Here is a 23382-nt window from a genome sequence, read left to right as displayed (position 1 = left end):
TCGCCTGCGGGCTCGGTGCGGCCCCAAGACCGTGAAGCCTCGGGGCTTGACCCCGAGGTACTTCACTCGCCCCTTGAGGTGGGGCAGTCGATTTGTGGGTAACTGAGGTACTATCTCTGTGGTGATAGATATGCGAAGCCAAGAATTACTAATACGGTTACGACGATCCCGAATCCAGGAACCTCTGACTCTGTCCCATCATCAGTTGTATTGGATGGTCCACCGTCTTGCTCAGTCTCTTGATTGACAACATCATTCGATGTCTCGGTTTCATTGCCCTCTTGATTAGAGGTGTCATTGGGCTCTGCTGAGGTAGTGCTCTCCTTACTTGATGTATCGGTGGCTGTTTGATTACCATTCACAACCGTTTCATTCTCATCTACTGCCGTTTCGTTCGTGTCCACAGCTGTTTCGTTTGTATCCACAGCCGTTTCGTTCGTGTCCACAGCCGTTTCATTCTCATCTACTGCCGTTTCATTCTCATCTACTGCCGTTTCGTTCGTATCCACAGCTGTTTCGTTCGTGTCTACAGCCGTTTTGTTCGCATCTACTACTTCGTCTTGCTCATCTTCTTCATTCCTACCATCATCGTCACTACTTGAGCCACTGGACTCATCTGTTCTACTTCTATCGTCTTTGGCATCCTCTGATTGAAGCTCCTCAACACCGTTTGCGAGCGTTTTCGTTGACTCGATAACGCTGCGAGGCGCAGGTTGGTTGAGATAATTATTGTTTAATACGACGTAATTACCGTTCTCACCTGCGTTTGTGCTAGCATACGGCTGTCGCTCAAGAATCGACGCCTCAGAGTCTGTCACAACTATCAATTCAGGATTTGTTTGGAGGATTACCTCATCTGAGAGCTGTGGATACCCGTCTGCCTCTGACGCAGCAACGTTAGTAGTCCCACCAATCTGCATAATTTCGTTGATGAAGGTATTGTCAGCAGCGACATACCCGCCTCCAAGCGGATACAGTGCGTCAGGACGATCAAGCTCAGCGGTCTGGTTTTCTACATTTTCCACCGTTTGGTTCATCTCAGTATTTACTTCCGCTGCTGTCTCACAGTTTCCAACAAGACGGCCTGTGCGCTCTGTTTTTGCCGCAATGTCACCGACATCGGTAGCAGCGGGGAAATGGTAAACAGTGAGGTTCTGTGCACGAAGATCTGCGACTTGTCCAGCTGAGGCGTTCGGTGCCAACACAAGATCGGGATTAGTCGCAACAACCTTTTCGACGCTAACACCGAATTCTGCGGAGACATTTGTTTTGCTGGCAGTCCCGTTCAAATACCCCGCAAACTCGGTTACACCGACAACCCTGTCTTGCGCACCTAACTCCCAGAGGGTCTGGGCAGCTGATGGGTTTGTTGTCGTGATCCGATCTGGCTGTTCATTAATCGTGATTTCTGTCCCTGTTGCGTCTGTTACAGTAAGTGGGAACCCACACGTACCACTACTATTGACTGTCTCTTCTGTTTTGTTGGCTTGAAGATCTTCAACAGCAGCAGCGAGAGTTTTGGTCGATTCAATCACACTCCGGGGCGCCGGCTGGTTTAGATAATTTGTATTCATAACTACATAGTTATCTTCTGCCCCAGCAGTTGTGCTCGCGTAGGGTTCTCTATCAAGAATTGCGCCCTCTGTATCGGTCACGAGTATGATCTCAGGATCTGTTTTGAGGATGACTTCATCCGAGAGTTGTGGATACCCATCTGCCTCTGACGCGGCGACGTTGGTTGTCCCAGCAATCTTCATGATTTCGTTGATGAAGGTATTGTCAGCCGCGACGAAGCCTCCCCCAAGTGGGTACAGTGCATCGAGACGATCAAGCTCAGCAGTCTGGCTTTCTACATCCTCTACAGTCTGATTCATCTCGGTGTTTACCTCCGCTGCTGTCTCGCAGTTTCCAACAAGACGGCCTGTGCGCTCTGTTTTTGCCGCAATGTCATCGATATCGGTCGCGGCCGGGAAATGGTAGACCGTGAGATTCTGTGCACGAAGATCTGCGACTTGATCAGCTGAGGCGTTCGGTGCTAACACAAGATCGGGATCGGTTGCGACGACTTTTTCGACGCTGACACCGAATTCTGCGGAGACATTTGTTTTGCTGTCAGTCCCGCTCAAGTACCCCGCAAATTCGGTTACACCAACAACCCGGTCTTGCGCACCGATCTCCCAGAGAGTCTGGGCTGCTGACGGATTTGTTGTTGTGATCCGATCCGGCCGTTCATCAAGCGTGATTTCTGTCCCTGTCGCATCAGTTACGTTGAGCGGAAACCCACAGGTATTATTTCCTGCTGTCTGCATCGGTTCCTGACCGCTGTAATTGGTAGACAGACTTTCACTCTCTGCGTGTTCAAACTCTGCTCCTACTGACTGTGCGCCAGCGGCGGTTCCTGAGGCGCCAACAACTGCTGTCGCCACAACCACCGCCAGTAGAATCACTCGTAAGTTCTTCACAGTTGGCAGCCGCGCTTGTAAAATATAATTTTTATTATTCCAACCTTGCTTGCGTTGGAATGTGTTATGTGTCTGATTAAACTATTGATACTCACGTCTGACGCAGAGTGAACTACCCCGACCTACTCACTCGCCGCTGGGGCGGCTCGTTCCTTGAGGTCGGGGCTTCCTGTTTCCACGACGCGCTTTGCAGGGACCGAATCGGTCCCCGTAGGGAGCGCAGTCTCCGCAGGCGTTGTTTCGGAGCGTCCCGCTCCTAACTGCTTGATTCCGCGAGAAAGAATATTCCATGCCGCGTTCCAGTCCCTATCGGCGGTGAAGCCACACGAGGGACAAGAGTGTTCGCGGACCCACAACGGCTTGTCCGTCTTGATACCGCAAGCAGCGCACTCTTTGGTCGTCCCTGCCGGTTCTACCGCTACGAAGTACGTGCCTTCGCGTTCACATTTGTACTCCAGCATCCGCAGGACCGTACTCCATGCCGCCCCCGCACGATTGCGCGAGTTCCCCGGGAGCTCGACTAACCTTTTTACGTCGAGGTCTTCTACAGCCACGAGATCGTACTCACTCGCGTAGTAGTTCGACAGCTTGTGGAGAAAATCGCGACGTTTCCGTTTCAAATCGGCATGACGCCGGGCGACGGTCTTGCGCTGTTCTTCCCAGTTGTTTGACCCGTGTTCCTTCCGGGGGAGATCACGCTGGGCGCGTTCCAGCCGTTCGCGTTCGTCTGAAACGTTGAGCGACCCGACAGCCGTGCCGTCGGTGTCGCTTGCGTAGTTGAGTATGCCGACGTCGATTCCGACCGTCTTTGTCAACTCGTCGGGTTTCTCAGGTGGGTCGTTGGGTGTTTCTAGCTGGAGCGAGGCGTACCAGTTGCCGATCGGCTCACGTTTGACGACGACACCTTTCACCTCGGCGTCGGTTGGGAGATTGCGATGGGCAACAATGGGCACGTCGCCGATCTTGTTGAGGTACAACCGATCTTGACCACTCGTTTTCTTGAGTTCGAAGCCAGATTGGTTGTACTCGAAAGAGTGGTAGTACCCTTTGCCCTTCCATTTTAGCAGAATACAGGCGGTAAGCCCCCTTCCTCAAGGAGCGACCAGCGGGAGCGAGTAGGGAGGGGATACACCGCCGTCATCACGTCTCAAACACGTTCGTACTCGCTGCCTAACCACCTCACCGATAGAGTTAAGTTGAAATAATGTTTAAACACAGATGATGGATAGACACGAAGTAGAAGGTCACGAAGTCATCGAGGGAGAGGTGAAGCCGACCGGCAACGGCGCACACGTTCTCGTTCCGAAGCAATGGCGTGGTGCCGACGTGAAAATCGTCCGAACCTCAACCCCCGACGAATAGTCAATGCGCTACACCTACAGATTCCGGCTTGATCCCACGCCTGAACAACGTGAGCTGTTGGATCAACACCGAGATACCTGTAGGCAACTCTACAATCACGCACTCACCGAATTTGAGAAAATCCCCGAATCGGCGGGAACACTCACCCAACGAGTACGCCAAGTACGCGATCAGCTCACCGATCTTAAAGTCTGGTGGGATGAACTAAATGACCTCTATTCAACGGTCGCACAAGCCGCTGTCATGCGTATCGAAGACAGCATCAAAGCCCTCTCCCAGTTGAAACAGAACGGCTACAACGTCGGAAGCCTCAACTGGAAGGCTCCCAAGGACTTCCGCAGTTTCACCTACATACAGTCTGGCTTCGAGTTCGATAGTAAGAACGGTCAGACCGTATTGTCGCTGTCGAAACTTGCGGATGTTCTACTCATCAAACACCGCACAATCCCCGACACCGAGACGATCAAACAAGTCACGATTAAGAAGGAGCCAACTGGGAACTGGTTCGCTTCATTCGTTGTCGACGGGAAAGAGACACCTGAGAAACCAACCGATCCAGATCGGTGCGTTGGTATCGACGTGGGGATTCTCAAGTATGCCCACGACACCGATGGGTACGCCATCGAAAGTCCCGACTTCAGCGACGAGCGCGAACGATTGGAACGCGCCCAACGCGACCTTTCGCGGAAGGAACACGGCTCTACGAATTGGGAGACACAACGACAAACCGTGGCGGAACACCACGCTGATCTCAAGCGAAAGCGCCGCGACTTTCTCCACAAGCTGTCGAACTACTACGCCACCGAGTACGACTTGGTGGCTGTTGAGGACTTGGATGTAAAAGGGCTGGTCGAACTCCCCAAAAACTCACGAAATCGGGTGGGAGCGGCGTGGGGAACGTTCCTGGGGATGCTCGAATACAAGTGTGAACGTGAAGGGACGCACTTCGTCGCCGTGAACCCGCGCGGGACGACAAAAGAGTGCGCTTCCTGTGGTGTGAAGACTGAGAAACCGCTGTGGATGCGCGAACACTCCTGTCCGGCGTGTGGATTTGAAGCGGATAGGGATGCGAACGCGGCGTGGAACATCCTTTCTCGTGGTCTTGAAGAAGTAGGAGTGGGATACTCCGAATCAACGCCTGTGGAGACTGCGCTCCCTGTGGATACGCCTGTATCTGCAAAGCGCGTCGTGGAAACAGGAAGCCCCACCCTCAAGGAGCGAACGGCGTCAGCCGTGAGCGAGTAGGGTGGGGTAGTTCACCGCCTACAAACTGTTAACGCTCTTCTGTAGGAGATTGTTGATACAGTCGTTGCTAGCTGAGTGGGAACACTAATCGAGTTTCTAAGTACCTCTACCGTGAACTCCCAATTTGATTCACGCACCCGCAAATCGCCAGACTACAGTCCATCAACAATGTGCTACTCAAGAGCGAACTGTTAATTAATACGTCTCGAACCACACGTACCAGTATTCAATGACTCGTTCCACAGCCACGTACTCTGCGCTCGGTGAGGTCCACCCACAACCAACACACTTTCATACGGCTCAACAGAGAAACAACCAATGAAACTCGCAACGATCGGGGTCGGTAACGCAGGCAGCAAGCTTATCGACCAGATGATTGAGTTTGAATTTGAGACTGGTCGTAATCTGTGTCGTCACGCATTGGTCATTAATACGGCTCGGACAGACCTCGCTAAACCACAACATCTCGATGAAGATCGCCGGGTGTTAATCGGCGATACCCATCAGAAAGCGCGTGGACACGGGGTTGGAGGTGATGCTAAAATTGGTGCTGAGGTTGCGCAAACCGACATTGATGAAATCAGGCGCGTTTTCGACGATGTTGAAATTCACGAGGTTGATGCTGTCTTAGTCGCAGCCGGCCTTGGTGGAGGCACCGGCAGTGGCGCTGCTCCCGTTGTTATTGACGAACTACAGAAGATGTACGATGAGCCAGTGTACGGACTTGGAGTATTACCTGGCACGTACGAGGGCGGCCGGCCGGCACTCAACGCTGCCCGCTCGCTTCAGTCATTCGTCAACAAAGTTGATAATTTCATCGCGTTCGACAACGATGCGTGGCGTTCTCGTGGGCAGACTATTGAGCAGGGCTACGAAGAGATGAACGAAGAGCTTGCAACACGCATTGTCACTCTGCTCGCAGCCGGTGAAGTCGATGAGTCGGAGGTTGGTGAGAACGCGATGGATTCGAGTGACATTATGCGAACCCTCGATACCGGTGGTGTCTCCTCAATCGGGTACGCTTCAACTGACGTTACCCCCGCAAAAGAAGGACTGTTAGCCAATTTCAAAGAAGTTGATGACTCACAGAGTGAATCAACAGATGCTGCAAAAATCAAAGGCTTGGTGCGCCGAGCAACGAATTCTCGGCTCACTGTTCCATGTGATGTCTCGAGTGCTGACCGTGCGCTGATTGTCTTTGCCGGGCCGCCAGATGTGATTTCACGAAAAGGGGTTGAATCTGCTCGTGAATGGCTTGAACAAGAAGCTGATACCGTTGATGTCCTTGCTGGTGATGATCCTCGTCCCGACTCGTCAACCCTTGCGGCTGTGGTGTTGCTCTCAAATGTGACTGATACACCGCGGATTAACGAAATCCAAGATCAAGCTGTTGACGCGCAAAACAAAATTCAAGAACAGGATGCGGTTCGCGAAGAGGAAATTCAGTCGCTGATTACTGATGACGACAATGATCTGGACCCTATTGTTTGAGCGAACACGTCGTCAAACGCTTGTCCGACAGACGCATCACCACTCTGTTGGCCGCCACCATCACTCGCAGCCGTTGGTGTGTAAATGAAGGTAGCACTTCTCGGCGTTGGCGGGTGTGGTACCCGACTCGTTGATCAGTTTGTTCGAACTGAACACCGCACAGGCCGGTCGGTGACTAATGGAAACGTTCTCGCGTTTCACACTGAATCACAACCACTCTCTCAGACAACCGCCCTCAGTACTGACCAGCATATCCTCCTTGGCGATACACACCCGGCAGTACTTCGACGAGACACAAACTCTCCTGCTACTGACTCCCCAAATTCGTCTCACGATCCCCAACTACAATCAGAGACATCCACCACCACGAGTCAACAAGGTGCCTCCAGTAACTCGCGCACGCGTGGATATGATATCAACGAGTACGGTGTTGGTGGTGATCCAGATGTTGGCGCACAAGTCGCTAAAGCGGAGCGGCCAGAAATTCGACGTGCACTCGATAAAATCGATGAAACAGAAGTCGCAGCAACGATGATTGTTGCTGGGCTCGGCGGCGGCACTGGTGCTGGTGTTGGGAGTGTGTTGCTGGAAGAACTCACCGATATTCATGAAACTGAAGTGTACACACTGGGTGTTCTCCCCGCTGACACGGAGTCAGACCAACGAGCACTGACCGCTGCCCGTGGTCTTCGAACACTTGTCCCACGTGCTGCGTCAACGCTTCTTGTCGACAACGATTCATGGTCCCGCGATAGAGACGCTGTTGCTGATTGCTATCAGTCGATTAATCAGATGACCGTCGACCGACTGTTGAGCGTTTTTGGTGCCGGTGAAGCCAACACGACGTTTGAATCTGAACTTCGGATTGACCCTGCTGATATCTCACGTACACTCGCTGTTGGTGGGATAACAACTGTTGGTCGCGCCACAATTGAAATTGACAATAACGCTCATGGACTTCTTGCTCGGATTCTTCGCCTGCTTGGTCGATCACAGCCCTCTGGGTCTACTCCGGTCGATGCGTCGAAAATAAAGACACTGATCAGTCGCGCAGTCCAATCGAAACTCACGCTACCCTGTGAAATCACTTCTGCAGATCGGGTTTTGCTCATCCTCAGCGGACCCCCAGATACAATCTCTCGGAAAGGATTTGAGACCGGCCGGTATCTGCTTGAAGAAGAAACGCAGACCGTTGAAGTGCTTGCTGGCGATGAGCCAATTCAAAACACAACAGAACTCACGGCAACTGTCGTTCTCGCAAATGTGACATCTGTTCCACAGATTGATGAACTTCAACGTCGCGCGGCTCCTGTAGAAGACGCTGTCACGACAACCTCGGGACCCTCAACTACTACAGAACAGACGGCAACAACTGATGAGATGAACTCACAGACTGTTGAGCCATCAGCAGATGAGGACTCAAACTCTGCCGAATTTGATTTCACAAACGTTGAAACGACCTCTGAAACAACGGACTCAACCGAGCAATGACAGGCGATCAACCAGGACCCGCCTGGAGTACCGCAGAGGTGAAGATTTTGGAGGCAACATACACAGCGTTGCTCAAACACGGCTATGCCGACCTTTCAATTGCCCGTATCGGCGATGAACTTGACAGATCAAAATCCTCTATTTATCATTACTATGATTCAAAGGATGATTTGCTTATCACACTGCTTGAGTTTACTGTCGACAAATTTGAATCGGCTATTGATACCGAATCAAGCCAGAATCCAGCTGAAACCCTCAAACAGCTCATTGCCAAACTTCTCGCGCCGCACCCGCTTGAAGACGATCATCAGTTCCAAACAGTACTCGTCGGCTTCCGATCACAAGCAGTCACGAACAGTCGTATCCGCGCTCAATTTACGCACGTTGATGAACGGTTAGCAGATACGATCCGGGAGATTCTTGAACGTGGTATTGCTGAAAATGTGTTTGAAGCGGTCAACGCCTCTGAAGTCACAGAATACATTCTCGCAACGATTAACGGTGGCATATATACTCGTGTTACAACAGATCGAGTAGACGCTGTCACGGCGACACATTCTATGCTTGTTTCGTATATTGACTCAGAACTTATCCAAGATACGGTCTAATTTGTTCTTTGTCGGTTTGGATTGCTTCTCCGAGTTCTCCAATTGCTGATAAGACCGGATACTGTGGCGTGTCGCTATCTGAATACAGGTACTCACAGAACTCGATCTGTTCATCAGATGTCTCCTCACTTGGGGGCTCAGCAACTGGTGGTGAGTGAAGGTCTCTCTGTCGCTGTTCAGCGATTCTATCCAATTTTGTCTCGAGATCCTGAAACGCACACCAAATATCAAACGCGGCCTCCCTGCGCCGTGTTTGTACGGATCCAAAGTGCGCGCAGAGATTATCCTGTTGAGTCTCGATCTTAGTAAGTTTCGTTTGATAATTTGCGAGTCGATCCATCTCCTCTGTCAATACCTCTATAAGCTCCGCACGTACATCGATTGCCTGCTGGCTCCGGTCAACGATTGCTTGTTGGACCGCTGGAGTGAGAACCCGATTTGTTGCCAACGACGTCACTATATCTTCTCCAAGCTCAGCAGCGAGATTTTCAGCAAGGCTCTCTTCATCGCCAATGCTATAGTGCGGAACTGATCGCACTGTTTCTTCATACGCAGAAAGTACATACTTGAGTGTCGCATCTCCGGGACTTGTGGGTACGTCCATTACTTCTGTCCGGTCACCTACATCTGTTGGCGCGGTATCTGACGATTCAAACTGTACTGGCTCGACCTGCTGTATCTGCGTCTGAAACCGACGAAATGCGTCTCGTTTCGCAATAATACACTCCCGTTCATCTTGGCATGTTTCAATCGCTGTCTGGAGTTTACCTACTACAAGTAACAACATTGCTCCAAGACTAGCAATGACTCCCACCACAAGCGGCGACGTAAGCAATTCAGCACCGCCACACCACATATCTACACATGCTACAGGCTGATCAGCAATAGGTATGCGAAATCTCATAACTCCACAATCATTTTATACAGTCTAACTATTGTTGACCTTTTCGCATGGCTGATAATGTAATCTACGACATTTAAGTTTTGGCCCCACCGACATGGGGCATGGAACAACCGCGCCGTAACGTGCTTGCCGGTCTCGGCGCTGCCGCAAGTCTTGCTGGCTGTTTGAGTGTTGATGGTGTGAGATATCCAGACGAAATAGAATCCTCAGACGAGTCAAATACTACGCTGGAAGCAGGCACCGATGAGCCACCTACGGATAACTCAACAGGTGCCGACGGTTACTCCTCCGACCTGATACAACTCATTGCTGAGAGGACGCAAGCGATTGTTGCTGATGTGGTCTGGTTTGCTATCTCTTATCCACGCGCGGTTGAGTCATATAATCAGGCTATTGACAGTGTGATTGAGACTATCGACACAGTCAGAACTACAATCCATCAACCAACGATGCCAACAGCCGAAATGGTTGACCGACTCGAAACTGTAGGATACAACGCTGCGGACCGCGCGGAAACAGCGTTTGAACCCCACTTTTCTCCTGCTGACCTTCTTCAGTCACGGACTGATATGCATATCCCGTCTTTGGCTCGCGCAGCACGTCGTAACGATGCTGACCGATTTGTCGAGGAACTCGATCGGATGCGACTTTCGTTTTTCCAAATCCAGACTCCAGTGTACGTCAGCAGGCGTTTTTCACGCAACCCGATACATAACCGGTTACTTGACCGGGTTGTGCCACACGCTACCGGTGATGTGCTGGTCGAAGTTGCGGTCCCCACTCGTCGCAATTTTACGACGCTCGCACACGAGCCATATGTCGATGAGGACGGGAGCTATCCGCCTACGTTCACCGCAGACCCGCTCCCGGTCGCTCGCCGAAATAAACTCCGGAAACGGCTTGGACCAGTTGTCCAACCGTCAGGCCGTACTGAAGAAGTGTTTTTGACGTTTGCGACCCGTCCAGATTCTGTTACTCGCCAGCGGAACGTCTTTCGTGGGCCACCTGGCGATTTGGACGGTACTCCACTGTATATCCAACAATATGGTGACCGTGCGACCGCACGTGAACAATTTACAACAACTCTTGCGGCCGGCGATACAGAAGGAATGACCTCGATCAGTTCAGGCGTCACCTCAGCGACTGATTCGATCAAATGGCACCGTTATTACCATCGTGAAGCTGGGAGTGACCGAACAAATCTGGACGATTTTCCGGGTGTTCAATATGGATACTTACTCCAAGCCGGTCCGTTCGTTTTTGCCACCGGCTTTTCTGGTGATGCGTGGGAAGAACGCACCCGCTGGCAAGGCGAGCTGACCGAAAGCTGGTTGTTCCAGCGCGTTGATTGACATTTTCTCCGCGCTGAATCGAGAGGAATCCCGCGATGGAAGTTTGACGCTCGCAACCCCCGTCCTGCCACTTTAGTTAATAGCGTGGATGAGCATGGAATGTCTGACCTGCCGTCCATGATGGATCGTATCAGCATTGTTGGATCCACTCCCGGCGTAACGCCGGCATTCTCTCCCTGCAGAAAGATAGTGGTTTCAGCCGCGGGAGATAGTAAATTTGGATACCCCACGTGATCAGGATTTAACTCAGGTGCGACCAAACATCATCTATGACACTTCCTCATCACCGGCGGCAGTTCCTCGCTGCTGTTGCTTCTCTCTCCCTTGCTGGCTGTCTTGTTGAGAGTGATACAGGGACGGCTGATGAGTCTGAAGGACCATCTCGCTCACACACAACCGAGTCACCACGCCCTCAGACGAGTACAGGTAATCAGACTCAACCACCCGATTCTACTCGCCCGGATGGCGAACCAATTTCGCTTGATACTGCGGGCATCGCTGTCGAAACTGTTCGTATTGACCGCATTATTGAGTCGCCATATCAATCACAGATTGTTGCTGACATTGTTATTTCGAACGTTGGACCAGCACGGTATGGAACTCTCGAGTTTCGGGCTGACGCCTACTACGAGCCACCAGCTGATGACCGAACGTATCATCCACCACGTGTCTCTGAGCGAACTGCTGTTGGACGAACGTATATTGAGCGACAGTACGATTCGTTTGGTACAGGAACACGGACTCTCAGTGAGATCGTGATCCAGTATGATGCTGATGACGCAAACGGGTCCACAGACCCCGCTACATTCGACATTGAACTTGTTGTCCGTCGAGTGAACCCGTCACTGGACCCCTCCCAAAACTGACGCTGTGGTTTTTTTTCTATGCCCTCACCAAAGATATCTGTCCTTGGATTGTGTTTTCCAACTATACATGCTTGGCCCCTCGATCTGCTAATGATGAGTTTGACTACAAACAAATTCCATGTCGGTCAATAATCCATGTGAACGCTGTCTAAACAGGACGCTGTCAGATGCTAATTAAGACGACCAGATCGATCGCCGTGACAACCGGTCAGAGTTTGTCCTCTTTGGTACCCAACATATACATCCTACTACTATCCCCTTGATCTAGTGGATCAACTGGTAGGTGCGCTACACGCCAGGCCCGCCAATCACAGAACGACCGTTTCACGTCTTCACACGGACCTTGGTACCGGTTATCATGGATGTGGGTGTACACAAAGTATTTATAACAACCGGTGCTTCTTCGAAGTGCCCCTACCTCCGAACACGGCAGACGCGAGTAATCCAACACACGGTAACCGTCTCACAACGAGACCGAAGTTAAGACGGTGTGTCGCGGACAAAACGACTGGCGTACTCGGATGCTGACAAAAACCAAACAATGACAAACGACAATACACGCTCGAAGGCCAACGCGGTCTTCTTCAGTGCCATCATGGTAATTTCTATGGTGGCTGTTGGCTTCGCTGCGGCGCCGGCCGCTGCGGCTAACGAACAGCCAAGGCCAGAAACTGGTGCAACAGGAGATATCGAGCCGACAAAGAATGTTACTGACGGTGCGACTGTCTTCCAAGGCGAGGAAGTCAATTTTCAAGGGTTCTCCGGCGCCAGCCAACTGATTGGTGTTGCCGGGAACGCAGAAGGCCAAGTACTTGAAGAGAACGTCGATGAAAGCCAGACGCCTGGCAGGTATGCAATCGACGGGAACGGCTCTAAGGCCTCCCTGACTGTTACAACTCCGCGAATTAACACCGCGGAAGTTCAGATTGGCCAGGGTGGCTCAGACATAGCGGGTGAAACCGTCTCTACGGCCGACGCCGCTAATCTTCAGGTCTTCGCTGAGTACAACTTCGATGACGCTGAAGAGCTTGAGGTAGAGGTCCAGGACGAGTCTGGAACTGACATCACCGACGCTGTTCTCAACGACACTGATGCGTTCTTCAACCAGAGCGGCCAGTACGTTGGGTTAGACCTTGCAGATGAAGACGCCGGTGAGTATACTGTCATCCTCGCCGGCGCGGACGATCTTGACGTTGACTCTGTCGAAGAGCTCACCGTCACGATCACCACCGATGAGGAAGTCTCCATCGAAACGTCCGAAGACTCCGTCACTCGCGGCACCAACGTGGAATATACCGTGAGCGGCGGCACGTCTGGTGACACTCACAACGTCACTATTGATGCCGACGACTTCCGGGACTCGTTCAACGCCGCGAATAATCAGACGGTGTTCCGGAACACTGGTGACACAGTTCGTGTCGGGTACGTCAATAATAGCGGCAACTTCGCGACTGATTCTGGCGCTCTGAGTGGCTCGATCGCGTTCGCCGTCGCCGAAGTAGAAATGGACGGCGCTCAGGGTGTTGGTACAATCCGGACTGACAACCTTGACGACACCTCTGTCGACCTCGACGTCTACGCCGAGGACGCCAATGTCAGCTCCATCGAGGATGGCTCGGCATCGTCCGTCGATGACGCATCTGTTGATGTGAGCGAGGGTCAGATCACCATTGACAGCCCTGGTAACGAGTACACCATTGGGTCTGAAGTCGATGTCAATGGTACTGCCACTGGCATCGACAACGTGGACGTCTACGTCCGGAACAACGACGATTGGCAGCTTCTCCTGAGCGACATCGAGACTGACTCGGACGACGAGTACGAAGAGGAAGATGTCCAGCTGTCCAACGCAAACCCGGCTGGCGCATCCATCCTCGGTCAAGCCGGTACGTACCGGTACGGTGTCATCGACTCTGAAGAGTACAATGGTGCGCCGAACCTGACGACTAGCGAGTTCAGCCAAGGCACTAGCACTTCCCAGTCCCTTACGACTGTTGAAGGTCAGCTAAGTGCTGAACTCCAGACGATTAACGGCCAGATCAACACGGCCGACGACGCAGCAGACATCACGGGCAATGCTGAGGGCCAGAACCAGGTTGCTCTGATCTTCGTTGACGAGCGTGGTGACGTTGCCGCTGAGTTGATCGATGTTGAGGACGACGGTACCATTGACATCGAGGACAAACAGATCCCGAATCGGGCAATTGGTGGACAGTTCTCGACTGGTACGGTGACTGCCCACTTCGTGTCGCAGGGGCGTGACACCAACATCGGTGATGGTGACATCCCCGGCCAGGCTGCCACACTTGACGGACTCGTTGACTTCGTCAACCAGAACGTCTCCGACAGCAATCTGAACGCCGATCAGGCCCGTCAGCGTATCCTCTCTGAGACAACTGAGGATACGGCTAGTGACGACCTGATGGTCACCCAGACCTTCCGGTACGCTGAGAGTCAGACCACTATCCAGTCTGTTTACCCCGAAGAAGCTCAGGCTGAGGGTGTCAACCCTGTTGCGACCGGCGAAACGATGGTTGTCGAGGGTTCAACCAACCTCCGTCCGGACAGCAACTCGATTACTGTAGAGGTCCTAGACGAGAACGGCAACTCCCTCGTCATCTCGAGCACTGACGAGTGGGCTGACAGTGGCCAGTGGAATACGACCGTTGACACATCCGATCTCGAACCCGGTACGTACACCGTCGAGTCTGACGACGGTGATAATACGGATCGCGCCGAGATCGAGATTGTTGAGGAGCGGCAGCAGGCCGACAACGGTACTGACACTGGTGACGACACCGGCGACGACACTGGTGACGACACCGGCGACGACACTGGTGACGACACCGGCGACGACACTGGTGACGACACCGGCGACGACACTGGTGACGACACCGGCGACGACACTGCCGACAACGGCAGCTCCGATGGTGGCAGCACTGACGGCAGCACGCCCGGCTTCGGCGCGCTTGTCGCCCTTGTTGCGCTCATCGCGGCTGCGCTGCTCGCGACCCGTCGCAACAACTAACGCCAGCTAATAACCGAACGGATCACTCCGTTCGGTCCTCGCGGTGCGTATTTTCATTTTTTGCGACTGCCTAAGGCTCGTCAGTTGCTAGCGTAGCGGATATTTCACAGACAACTGACGCGACTACTACAAAACCTGATGGCCAGAAGAATCCGACACCTAAGCGTCTCTCCTCGTTGATATACGCTAGTGTGAACTACCTCATCCTACCGATCGCCTTTCGGTTCGCGCTTGAGGATAGGGCCTCTTGTTTCTACGTGTTCATGGTTTTCGCGAGGCAGACACATTGGGACTGACAGAAAGTATTTACAACCGAGAACGGTAGGAGGAGTTGATCATGAATACACGTGTCTCGCTTGGCGTAGTGATCCTCTTTCTTGGGGTTATTTGCCTTGCTATGCCGCTCAGCATCTCAACTGCGGCACAATCACAGTCATCCCCTGCAGTTGGGTTTGATACTGCAAAGACAACGGTGACGCAGGGCGATGTGGCTACGCTTGGGATCCAGATGCGTGACACTGATGAGGTGACGCTCACCATCCAGGCACCGAATCAACAGTACCAGACAACACTCCGTGCGTACGATAACAATGGAGATGGTTCGGTCACTGTCCGGGCTAATACATTCTATCCAACTGATGTGGACAAAAGCAACCGCTTCACAGCTACTGGCGGTGACTCAGTCCGACTCATTTCTGAATCTGGACTTTCTGAAGGGGCCGTACTCGATACTGGCCGATATAATCTAATTGTCTCAACTGATGAGACAAGCGTTGCGGCAGTGCTTATGATTACTGAACCATCCCAACCGAATGGAACGAATGTGATTGTTCCCCCTGATACATCGTACAAAAATATTGAAACGGGATTAAAAAAGGAGTCGGAGTTGTCGGAGGTAGGTGCTACGGACACCACGGATGTGGATTCACCTAATGTTGCCCGTGGTGATGAGTTTTGGACACGGCTTCCAATTACCGGGATTGGTGGTCTCCTTACCTCACCAGCTCCAGCGTCAAACCTTGTGTTCCCTGTTAATAGCACCCCTGGTGCTGAAACTACCCACATAGCCGATATAAGTAGTAACGAGACAGTCTCTTTCACATCAGTCTCGATCAACTATCAGAGCAATCACGCCAGATCTCACGCAGCTACTCAACAGGTTACTCAGTCCGATATCGAGGTACTTGGGATTGATACAAACAAGAACGGATATATCGATCGCTCACTAAAAGGATCGATACAGAGCATCCAGACGGGTACAGACGGACGCTTAGCAATCTCACTCGACCGTCCAGTTGAGATTTCTACCCACAGTACACTTCGTGTCGCGTACGACATTGAGAATCCCGAAGTAACAGGCTCACAAGACGTCTCCATTACTCTTCAAAACGGTGATATATCTCATCGGCACGCTGGTATCGTCACATACGGGCTTGCGGGTCAAGGTACTCTCGGTCATGGAATTAATCTCCAGTTAACCTCGGAAGAGAGTGAGTCACCTACTGATCCACTTGCGGGCGTCCACACAGTGTACAATGACAGCGTACCTGGACTTGCCGTGGGGGTTGACACAACCACATTGGAACCGGGTGAGTACACGGTTACCCTTGAAGTTGATGAGTCAGCGCCGAACTCTGTACCGAGGGCCTCCCTTCGGCAGTCATTCACCGTGTCTGAGCCCACTGCTGAACTAACAAATCACACCATCAGCAACTCTACTCGGCTATCTGTGACAGCTAGCACCAACCTTGCGCCGAACAGTTCCGCGATTATTCGTATCACTGCGGATGAGAAGGATGGCGGAATCAGTCAAGTTCTTAATTGTGTGGCCACGGTCGATAGCGACAGTAGAATTGGTTGTGACTTTGATCTCTCTCATCCCGCTGATGAGTTCAATATTGATGTCGCTATTAAACGAGATGGTGTCGTGATCGCTGGACCAACCAAGATTAACTGAACCAAATTCACTTGACACAGACGGAAATCGCAAGACGGCAAACCACCGACAATGTTCTACACAAGTAAGTCGGCTTGACTGGATATGATCCTCACTGCCTCATACCCAGTGTCCAAGTATGTATGCTCCCCCCACGACAACGATTCCACCAAAGGCATCGCGTGTCCGAACAGGAAGTAACGTCGGCGAGTTTGGTGTCGTGTCTGGTTGGCTTTCATTTCCACTAGACGAATTAGTTTCAACAGACGTTTGATTATCTGGCTTAGTTTCGGTTGTGTTTTGGACTGTTCTATTTGTTGTCTCGGATTGTACTGAAGTCGTATTATCAGTCGTCTCTGTGCCGTTGTTTGTGTTTGTTTCTTTTTGTGAATCTGGAATCTCTGGTGTAATGCTTGTTGAGTACTGTCCCGACCGATAACTCACCAGTATGGTCACTATTGTACCCTTGGCAGACGCTCTAAACTCTTTATCAAAGCTAACAGCATTCGTGAATGTTTCTGTATCATATACTCGATCAAGATCAAGTCGCTCTCCAGTTGATGTATCGAATGTCTCGATCGTGACTCGACTAATCTCTGCCTGTGAGACTGTGCCAGCAAGGTGGACTGTTTTTCCCTCTAGATTGATCGTCGCGTTTGTAATGTTCACCTCAGGTTCTGGTTCATACTTGATTACAAACGTTTGATTGCGTATGTTTCCTGCCGCATCTTCTGCTGTTATTTTGAATTCATTGTCGTCGTTGTCGTCATATAATTCAACCGTCGTATCGAAACTGTATTTGAGTTTGTCTGGATTCGGTTTTGCGTTTGCGCTTAACATCAGAACCTGTGAGCCATTGTTCGATGTCCGATTTATTTCGACACGCTTGAGTTTCGTTTCATCCTGAACCGTACCGCCGATGCTCGCCGTGTCCGTGTAACTTTCATCCGCGACGGTGATATTGATGGTAGGATCCGACTCATCATCAACGTCAATTACAAACCGGTCAGTGTTTGTGCGGCCGAGCGTATCCCTGTACTCTGCGGTGAGATTGTTTGTTCCGTCGACAAGCAGTAACTCTTGAGAAAAAGACTCTCCGGGGTTCGAAATTCGATGAATCTTCCGGTCTACATCTGAGCTACTCTCATCAGGCCCGTAGTTGCTCGTTCGCTCAATTCGGATGCTTTTAACATCTACTACCGTGTGAAGATTGCCAGCCAGAGTGACTTGCCCACTAGTAACATTTACTGTATTGTTTGGCCCACCTTTGACCGTCGTTGAAAATGGCGAGGTGTATTCTACCCTTGGTGCGGCTGTATGCTTCGTTATCGACGACTTGAATGTTGTTACTGTATCAGACTTTGTAATCACTTCTACCGTATTTTCATTTGGGTCGAGATCAAGTGTAACTGATCGGTCAAATGTCGTCGAGTTAGGTCGATATGAACGGTATACGTCCCCATTGACTCGCAGTTCGATCAACTCAATCGGCGCATCTGCTGTGACAGTGATGTTTGCGTTTGGGTCGTTTAATACGACAACATTGTCTTCAGACTTGAGCTGCTCCCCATCAATGGTTATATTGGTTGTTGCCTCTTGTGCAGCTACAGCCCCAACCCCGGTATACATGAGCAGGCCCAAAATACACATCCCGCACAGAACACTCGCCCAGCGCCTGTAAGTTGGACCTTTTACCGGCTTCATAGAACTTGCTATCATGTTGTTTCGGTGAACACCGCTTGTATACCATCATCCTCCCAGCAATTCATATGACTGTGCTGGCCTAAATATCATCCGCGATACTCATCAACTTCCCTAACTCAGCTTTGAACGTTGTCGTGTTGACACTATTGGACCCGAAATCGGGGGAAAAGACGTTCTACGAGAAGTTTACGGTATCGGCCGAACTGGAGAGTGATTCACAGAGGATAATGAAGGCAGCGTTCAGGGCGTTTGAACCTCTAGTGGAAAGTGGAGCGTCTGCGGCTGAACCCCCTTTTCCGTGTTCACACCGTCTCAGCCGCCATTTTCGGTCGATTAAGTGTTGGATACTCAACGTTCAAAGCTGAGTTCCCTAAGATCAAGTTCGGTCGACACCGCCACTTCAGTCGGGTTCCGCTAGGCCGCATTTCACATCAGTGGCCGGACAGTTTAGTAGAAATCTGGGACGCAGCGTGTCTGAGAGCCAGTTGGTGACGTGGGCTGTACGTCCGACTGGCTCTCATCAGGGACTTGTGGTCCCATTTATATTGGTGTGAACAGACAAATAAATATCCACTGGTTCACTCACGTTAGCGGTGTTTCACATAAGTGATCTTGTTGGATGTGTTTAGGTTGGAATCGGTCGCAGCGAGCCTGTTGTAACAGATTTGCTTCAATCGTGGATCGACTTTTCTCTCGGCCGTGTTGAATCGCTGTAAGGCGTTGGAATTCACTGTTTGACGAAGCGTTTGATGTTATAGACGACACATATCAGCGCGATTTCGCGGAACTCACGGAATCATGACCGCGCTCGCACGGGGAAGCCGAGCGAGCGTTTCACAGCCGAATTCAGGGGTTCGGCCATAGAGCGTTGATTGTAGCGAGTATCGTCGATTCTAGCGTTGTGCGCCTGGTCGTCCGGGGCGAAGATGCGATGCTCAGTCGATCACATCGACAGTCGCGTGATCTTGCCTAATGGCGGTGAACCAGATTGGACTGATCGTGGAGTGTCTTCGAAGTGCCGGTGAGCTTAGCCTTCGGGGTGAACCGTCGCTGTCGGCGGCAGACTGCCGCCGACGCGACAGCGTCCCCATTCACAACTGCTGTCCGGACCGGTGGACAGCTACCGGAAGAACCGGTCGTCGAGTGGTTGGTTCGCTGGAACAGTCCTACGCACACCAAGCGCTGTCCAAGCTGCGCGAAGCGTCATTTCGCAAAACTCCGTGAACGACCACTGCCAGAGGCGGCGCCCCGCCGCGGGGGGCGCCGCCACGTACCGCCAGTGTAGATACCGCCAGCTATTCTGGAGCAGTAGGCTCACCACAAACATCACCAGCCGTAGCCCAGCGTCCTGAGAACTGGTGAATGCGAGACTCTGCTTGGCTAATCGGTAGTTCGACTCGATGCCGAAGCGCTCGCTGTAGTGCTCCCGGGCATCCCGTGACGTGTCGATAAACGGCGCGTCAGCGGCGTAGCCATGACGCGCCACCCCGTGTTCATCGTATCGTCCCTGTTGGTAGACGCAGTCGATGAACACAGGGAACGTTACCTTGCCGGCGAGTTCGTGTTCGATCTCGCGGCTCCAGCCTCTGCTGAGTTCGTCTTGGATCGTTTCACTCCACTTGACGATCGGCATCATGTAGGCGTAGTTGTGCGTGGACAACAGCCCAAGACAGGTGCCGTTGTAGAATCCGCGATCGAGATAGACGGCCTTGACGCCGAGGTCAAGGCCGTCAAGGAGCTCGAGAAACTCACCAAGGACGTCGCTGGTGGTGTCGCCAGCGACAAGCTGGCGCACCGCCAGCGTGTACCGTTTGTTGCGTACCCGCGCGTACAGCGTCGCGTACGCGTGAAACGTCGTCGTTCCCCGTTTCGCTTGTGAGGAGTACAGCGCTTCTGTTTCGTCTTCATCGCCGTAGTAGGGGTCGAGGTGGAGGTCTGCACAGGCCTCCACCGGTCGATCTGGAAGCGTCTCAAGCGCATCTCGTTGAAGTAGCGTGTCGCCAACCGCCTCAACGGAGTCAAGTTCAAACTGCTCGGTGAGATGTCCTCGGACGGTGTTGGCGTGTGGCGAGCCTTCGGTCGTTTCGCAGACGTGATTGATCGAGGCCCCGCCGGCGCTGGCGCCGGCGAGGACCTCGTACAACGTCTCTGTCGTGACCTTGACGTTCTCGTCGATGTCTATCTCAAGCTCTTCATCGAGGCTGTTGACGACAAAATTAAGAAGATGCTCTTCCTCTATCTCGTTGTCTGCTTCGGTAGGTTCCACACTCTTCCCAAGCAGACACTTTCACTCAAACCCGATGTGATCGACTGAGCCTTGAATCTTCCATAACTTGCTTGAACATTATCAAGGAGCGAACGGCGTCAGCCGTGAGCGAGTAGGGTGGGGTAGTTCACCCGCTGTGATCGTCACAAGAAGTCATCGATTCATCTGCGAACAATCCCGTGATAACCGTGTCGATCAGTGCCTCCTCAACCTCATCATAGGTCTCGTTCAGGACGATGGGTGTGTTCTGTGCTTGCGTGACGAACAGCAGCGACCGTAGGAGTCCTCGTACGATATCCGGATCGTCTATCCGGACATCATCGCGCGCAACCCACGCTTCCGGCTGCGGTAACACGCGGAAATCTGCTTCGGCACCTGTGTCGGGTTTGTTGTCGCCATCGCCTTTACTAATCGTGCCCGTGTTATTGTTGTCCCCTGTACTGGTACCATCATCATAGTTTGTTCCATTCAACTGCTCATCGATCCGCCGTATCTCACCCTCCACAAACAGCCTCCGAATAAGAGGGTTCGATCGGACTTGTTTAAGTGTCGTTCGCAGGATCATTTCAGCTTCCGCCTGTGGTGTCTCCACCTCACCGATGACTGCTTCGAGTTGTTCAAATAACTGATCGCGCTCAGAGACCAGCACAACAAGATACAGTTGCTCTTTCGAGTCAAAAAACTGGTAGAACGTACTAGTACCGATTCCCACCTCTTCGGTAATATCATTCACACGCGTTCGATCGAAACCGAACTGCGCGAAAAGTTTGTGACCCGCCTCAATCAACTCTTCGCGGATACGCTCGCGATCTTCATCGGTAAAGCGCGCCATTATTGCTTCCTCGCGTCAGCTGCGATGGCTTCGTTTTTTCGCTCCATACCGAGATACGAGAGTCCACGAACAAAATGTTTATTGGTTCTCGGGTGAAGTAGTGAGTGTGCAACGAGCTCGCCACTTCTCGCCGAATAGTCCCGCAACGGAATTCCCCCGATCCCGGAGTACAAACACCACGACTATCGAGGTGCGGTAGCGCATGCGGACTCGCCCCCTATCCGTTGTGCTTGTGAGTGTGCTTCTCCTCACTAGTGGTCTCGGCATCGGTGCTGTCGGCGCCGAGCTAACCGGCTCCGACGCCGCACCTAGCATCGGCGTTAGCGCGCCCGCACAGGCCTCGAACATCGGTGGGTCTCCTGATCTTGACGTGTTCGCGCCGAACCCGAACCTCGTCCCCGGCCGGACCAACCAGATCTCCCTCCAGATCGCCAACGACGGAGACCTCCGGTTCGGGAACGCTGCGAACAGCGATCTTGTCACTACGGCGCGCAACGTCCGCGCCGAGGTTGAGGCGAGTGGTCCACTATCTGTCGAGTCGGGCGAGACATCGATCGGCAGCGTGACGACAAGCGCCCCCGGTGAACTACCGGTGAGTCTGAACGTGCCGCAGGGCGTCAAGCCCGGAACATACTCGCTAGATCTAGATCTCACCTACGGCTACATATCCTCCGGCGAGAGCCGAACCGTAACGATCTCCCGCGACGTCGAAGTCCGCGTGCGCGACGACGCCCGGTTCCAAGTCGTTGACATCGACAGCGACGCGCAGATCGGTGACAGCGGCACCGTTGAGGCGACGATCGAGAATGTCGGCGCGGAGACGGCGCATAATGCTGACGTGACTTTTGGGACGCAAAGTAATAGTGTCACAGTGAGTGATGGTCAGTCCAACACTGTTCGGATCGAGGAGATCGAACCCGGTGAGACGACATCTGTCGCATACGATGTGGGCGTCGCGTCCGATCTACCAGTCCAGCAGTACACGCTCTCCGGTTCCGTACAATTCGAGGACCCAGACGGGATCACCCGCACCGATGATGGGCTCTCACTCGGGATCCTCCCCCTTGCCGAACAGGAGTTCGCATTCACTAACGTGGAGTCACAGCTTCGCGTCGCCGAGGATGGCGAACTGGTCGGCACCGTTCGCAACGACGGCCCTGTTCCGGCCCGTAGCGTTGTTGTTCAGTACGCCGGCAATTCCCAGAGCGTGATCCCGGCAGAGCGGTCGACCGCTGTAGGGACGCTTGATTCCGGTGAATCCGCGAACTTCACACTGCCAATCTCGATTAGTGGCGAGGCCGAGTCCGGCCTGCGCTCGCTCGATATGGCAGTCCAGTACCGAAACGGTGAGGATGAATTGCGGGCCTTCGAAGACCTCGTCGTCGACGCTGAGGTTGCCCCTGAGCGCGACCGTTTCGACGTTGCGGTCGAGAACCGCACTATCCAGTCAGACGGGACTCGTACCGTCGATGTCACCGTAACGAATAATCTCAACGAGACTGCCAGCGACGTCGAGGCACGGTTGTTCGCCGACGATCCGCTCGATACAGGTGATACCGACACGGGATACGTCCAATCACTCGACTCCGGGGAAACCACCACGATGACTTTCGAGTTGACTACTACAGGCTCTGCAACGCCGGGTAGCACATACCCAATCTCGCTTGACTTCCGGTACGATGACGCGGACGGAGACAGCCAACTGACAGACACCTACCGTGTCCCGATAGACGTGATCGAGAGTGAGGGCGGCGGACTGCCGCTGCCAGTTATCATTGTCGCGCTGCTTGTCGTTGGGACGGGGGCGCTTGTCGTCTACCGGAGGCGGCAGTAAC

14 protein-coding genes and 2 pseudogenes are annotated in these 23382 nt (G+C 52.7%); 9 read left to right on the top strand and 7 right to left on the bottom strand.

All coding sequences use genetic code 11. From position 1 onward, the window contains the following. Positions 1-110: 110 nt before the first annotated feature. Both EXE52_RS08170 and EXE52_RS08165 read right to left on the bottom strand, forming a co-directional pair. Positions 111-2462: a PGF-CTERM-anchored ABC transporter substrate-binding protein gene (locus EXE52_RS08170; RefSeq protein WP_199239136.1), complete on the bottom strand. Its 2352-nt coding sequence runs from the start codon at positions 2460-2462 to the stop codon at positions 111-113. Positions 2463-2584: 122 nt separating this feature from the next. Beyond that, positions 2585-3526, bottom strand: a pseudogene (locus EXE52_RS08165) (RNA-guided endonuclease InsQ/TnpB family protein); the annotation flags it as partial. Positions 3527-3683: 157 nt separating this feature from the next. On the opposite strand from EXE52_RS08165, the gene EXE52_RS08160 reads away from it, so the two are divergent. The 5 genes from EXE52_RS08160 to EXE52_RS08140 all read left to right on the top strand — a co-directional run bounded on the left by EXE52_RS08160 (position 3684) and on the right by EXE52_RS08140 (position 8659). Further along, the gene (locus tag EXE52_RS08160; RefSeq protein ID WP_137703626.1) at positions 3684-3824 is read left to right on the top strand and encodes a DUF2080 family transposase-associated protein; all 141 of its coding nucleotides are present in this window, start codon (positions 3684-3686) and stop codon (positions 3822-3824) included. A gap of 3 nt (positions 3825-3827) precedes the next feature. Continuing rightward, positions 3828-5069 carry an RNA-guided endonuclease TnpB family protein gene (locus tag EXE52_RS08155; RefSeq protein WP_137703625.1) on the top strand — a complete coding sequence of 414 codons (1242 nt, stop codon included), beginning with the start codon at positions 3828-3830 and terminating at the stop codon, positions 5067-5069. A 318-nt stretch (positions 5070-5387) separates the two neighbouring features. After that, the gene (locus EXE52_RS08150; protein WP_080508737.1) at positions 5388-6560 is read left to right on the top strand and encodes a tubulin/FtsZ family protein; all 1173 of its coding nucleotides are present in this window, start codon (positions 5388-5390) and stop codon (positions 6558-6560) included. A gap of 84 nt (positions 6561-6644) precedes the next feature. Continuing rightward, positions 6645-8051 (top strand): tubulin/FtsZ family protein, encoded by a 1407-nt coding sequence (locus EXE52_RS08145; RefSeq protein WP_137703624.1) that lies wholly within the window; start codon positions 6645-6647, stop codon positions 8049-8051. Then, positions 8048-8659, top strand: a complete 612-nt coding sequence (locus EXE52_RS08140; protein ID WP_137703623.1) for a TetR/AcrR family transcriptional regulator — start codon at positions 8048-8050, stop codon at positions 8657-8659. The genes EXE52_RS08145 and EXE52_RS08140 overlap by 4 nt, the downstream gene beginning before the upstream one ends. Here EXE52_RS08140 and EXE52_RS08135 read toward each other — a convergent pair. Next, positions 8640-9263, bottom strand: a complete 624-nt coding sequence (locus EXE52_RS08135; protein ID WP_137703622.1) for a hypothetical protein — start codon at positions 9261-9263, stop codon at positions 8640-8642. The genes EXE52_RS08140 and EXE52_RS08135 overlap by 20 nt on opposite strands. A 401-nt stretch (positions 9264-9664) precedes the next feature. Between EXE52_RS08135 and EXE52_RS08130 the strand changes: the two genes are divergently transcribed. The 3 genes from EXE52_RS08130 (at position 9665) to EXE52_RS08120 (ending at position 16766) form a co-directional block, all read left to right on the top strand. Then, entirely contained in the window at positions 9665-10915 is a 1251-nt protein-coding gene (locus EXE52_RS08130) for a hypothetical protein (RefSeq protein ID WP_137703621.1), read from the top strand. Between the two features lie 1407 nt (positions 10916-12322). After that, positions 12323-14809 (top strand): HVO_2072 family ArtA-dependent S-layer glycoprotein, encoded by a 2487-nt coding sequence (gene csg, locus EXE52_RS08125; protein ID WP_137703620.1) that lies wholly within the window; start codon positions 12323-12325, stop codon positions 14807-14809. 337 nt (positions 14810-15146) lie between these two features. Beyond that, the gene (locus EXE52_RS08120; RefSeq protein WP_137703619.1) at positions 15147-16766 is read left to right on the top strand and encodes a hypothetical protein; all 1620 of its coding nucleotides are present in this window, start codon (positions 15147-15149) and stop codon (positions 16764-16766) included. Between the two features lie 99 nt (positions 16767-16865). On the opposite strand, the gene EXE52_RS08115 is transcribed toward EXE52_RS08120, so the two are convergent. The 4 genes and pseudogenes from EXE52_RS08115 to EXE52_RS08095 all read right to left on the bottom strand — a co-directional run bounded on the left by EXE52_RS08115 (position 16866) and on the right by EXE52_RS08095 (position 21547). Continuing rightward, positions 16866-18449, bottom strand: a complete 1584-nt coding sequence (locus EXE52_RS08115) for a hypothetical protein (protein WP_137703618.1) — start codon at positions 18447-18449, stop codon at positions 16866-16868. Positions 18450-19176: 727 nt separating this feature from the next. Beyond that, positions 19177-19386 (bottom strand): annotated as a pseudogene (locus tag EXE52_RS08110) (IS5/IS1182 family transposase); the annotation flags it as partial. Positions 19387-19569: 183 nt separating this feature from the next. Beyond that, on the bottom strand, positions 19570-20715 hold the full coding sequence (locus EXE52_RS08100) for an ISH3 family transposase (protein ID WP_137703616.1): 1146 nt from the start codon (positions 20713-20715) through the stop codon (positions 19570-19572). A 127-nt stretch (positions 20716-20842) separates the two neighbouring features. Beyond that, positions 20843-21547, bottom strand: coding sequence for a TetR/AcrR family transcriptional regulator (locus tag EXE52_RS08095; protein WP_137703615.1), 705 nt, complete (start codon positions 21545-21547; stop codon positions 20843-20845). 202 nt (positions 21548-21749) lie between these two features. Here EXE52_RS08095 and EXE52_RS08090 point away from each other — a divergent pair, with 202 nt between their 5' ends. Continuing rightward, the gene (locus EXE52_RS08090; protein ID WP_303649168.1) at positions 21750-23381 is read left to right on the top strand and encodes a CARDB domain-containing protein; all 1632 of its coding nucleotides are present in this window, start codon (positions 21750-21752) and stop codon (positions 23379-23381) included. The last annotated feature ends 1 nt before the right edge of the window (position 23382 follow it).

It is taken from the genome of Halorubrum sp. CGM4_25_10-8A, from assembly GCF_005435025.1.
Lineage (GTDB): Archaea > Halobacteriota > Halobacteria > Halobacteriales > Haloferacaceae > Halorubrum > Halorubrum ezzemoulense.
Note: the sequence above shows the minus strand (reverse complement) of the source record. Positions and strands in the feature narration are given on the sequence as shown.

Excerpts from the sequence above, each read along its gene's own strand:
- EXE52_RS08145 (WP_137703624.1), top strand. The coding sequence starts at position 6,645 with ATGAAGGTAGCACTTCTCGGCGTTGGCGGGTGTGGTACCCGACTCGTT.
- EXE52_RS08155 (WP_137703625.1), top strand. The coding sequence starts at position 3,828 with ATGCGCTACACCTACAGATTCCGGCTTGATCCCACGCCTGAACAACGT.
- EXE52_RS08130 (WP_137703621.1), top strand. The coding sequence starts at position 9,665 with ATGGAACAACCGCGCCGTAACGTGCTTGCCGGTCTCGGCGCTGCCGCA.
- EXE52_RS08160 (WP_137703626.1), top strand. The coding sequence starts at position 3,684 with ATGGATAGACACGAAGTAGAAGGTCACGAAGTCATCGAGGGAGAGGTG.
- EXE52_RS08150 (WP_080508737.1), top strand. The coding sequence starts at position 5,388 with ATGAAACTCGCAACGATCGGGGTCGGTAACGCAGGCAGCAAGCTTATC.
- EXE52_RS08095 (WP_137703615.1), bottom strand. The coding sequence starts at position 21,547 with ATGGCGCGCTTTACCGATGAAGATCGCGAGCGTATCCGCGAAGAGTTG.
- EXE52_RS08090 (WP_303649168.1), top strand. The coding sequence starts at position 21,750 with ATGCGGACTCGCCCCCTATCCGTTGTGCTTGTGAGTGTGCTTCTCCTC.
- EXE52_RS08120 (WP_137703619.1), top strand. The coding sequence starts at position 15,147 with ATGAATACACGTGTCTCGCTTGGCGTAGTGATCCTCTTTCTTGGGGTT.
- EXE52_RS08115 (WP_137703618.1), bottom strand. The coding sequence starts at position 18,449 with ATGAAGCCGGTAAAAGGTCCAACTTACAGGCGCTGGGCGAGTGTTCTG.
- csg (WP_137703620.1), top strand. The coding sequence starts at position 12,323 with ATGACAAACGACAATACACGCTCGAAGGCCAACGCGGTCTTCTTCAGT.
- EXE52_RS08140 (WP_137703623.1), top strand. The coding sequence starts at position 8,048 with ATGACAGGCGATCAACCAGGACCCGCCTGGAGTACCGCAGAGGTGAAG.
- EXE52_RS08135 (WP_137703622.1), bottom strand. The coding sequence starts at position 9,263 with ATGGACGTACCCACAAGTCCCGGAGATGCGACACTCAAGTATGTACTT.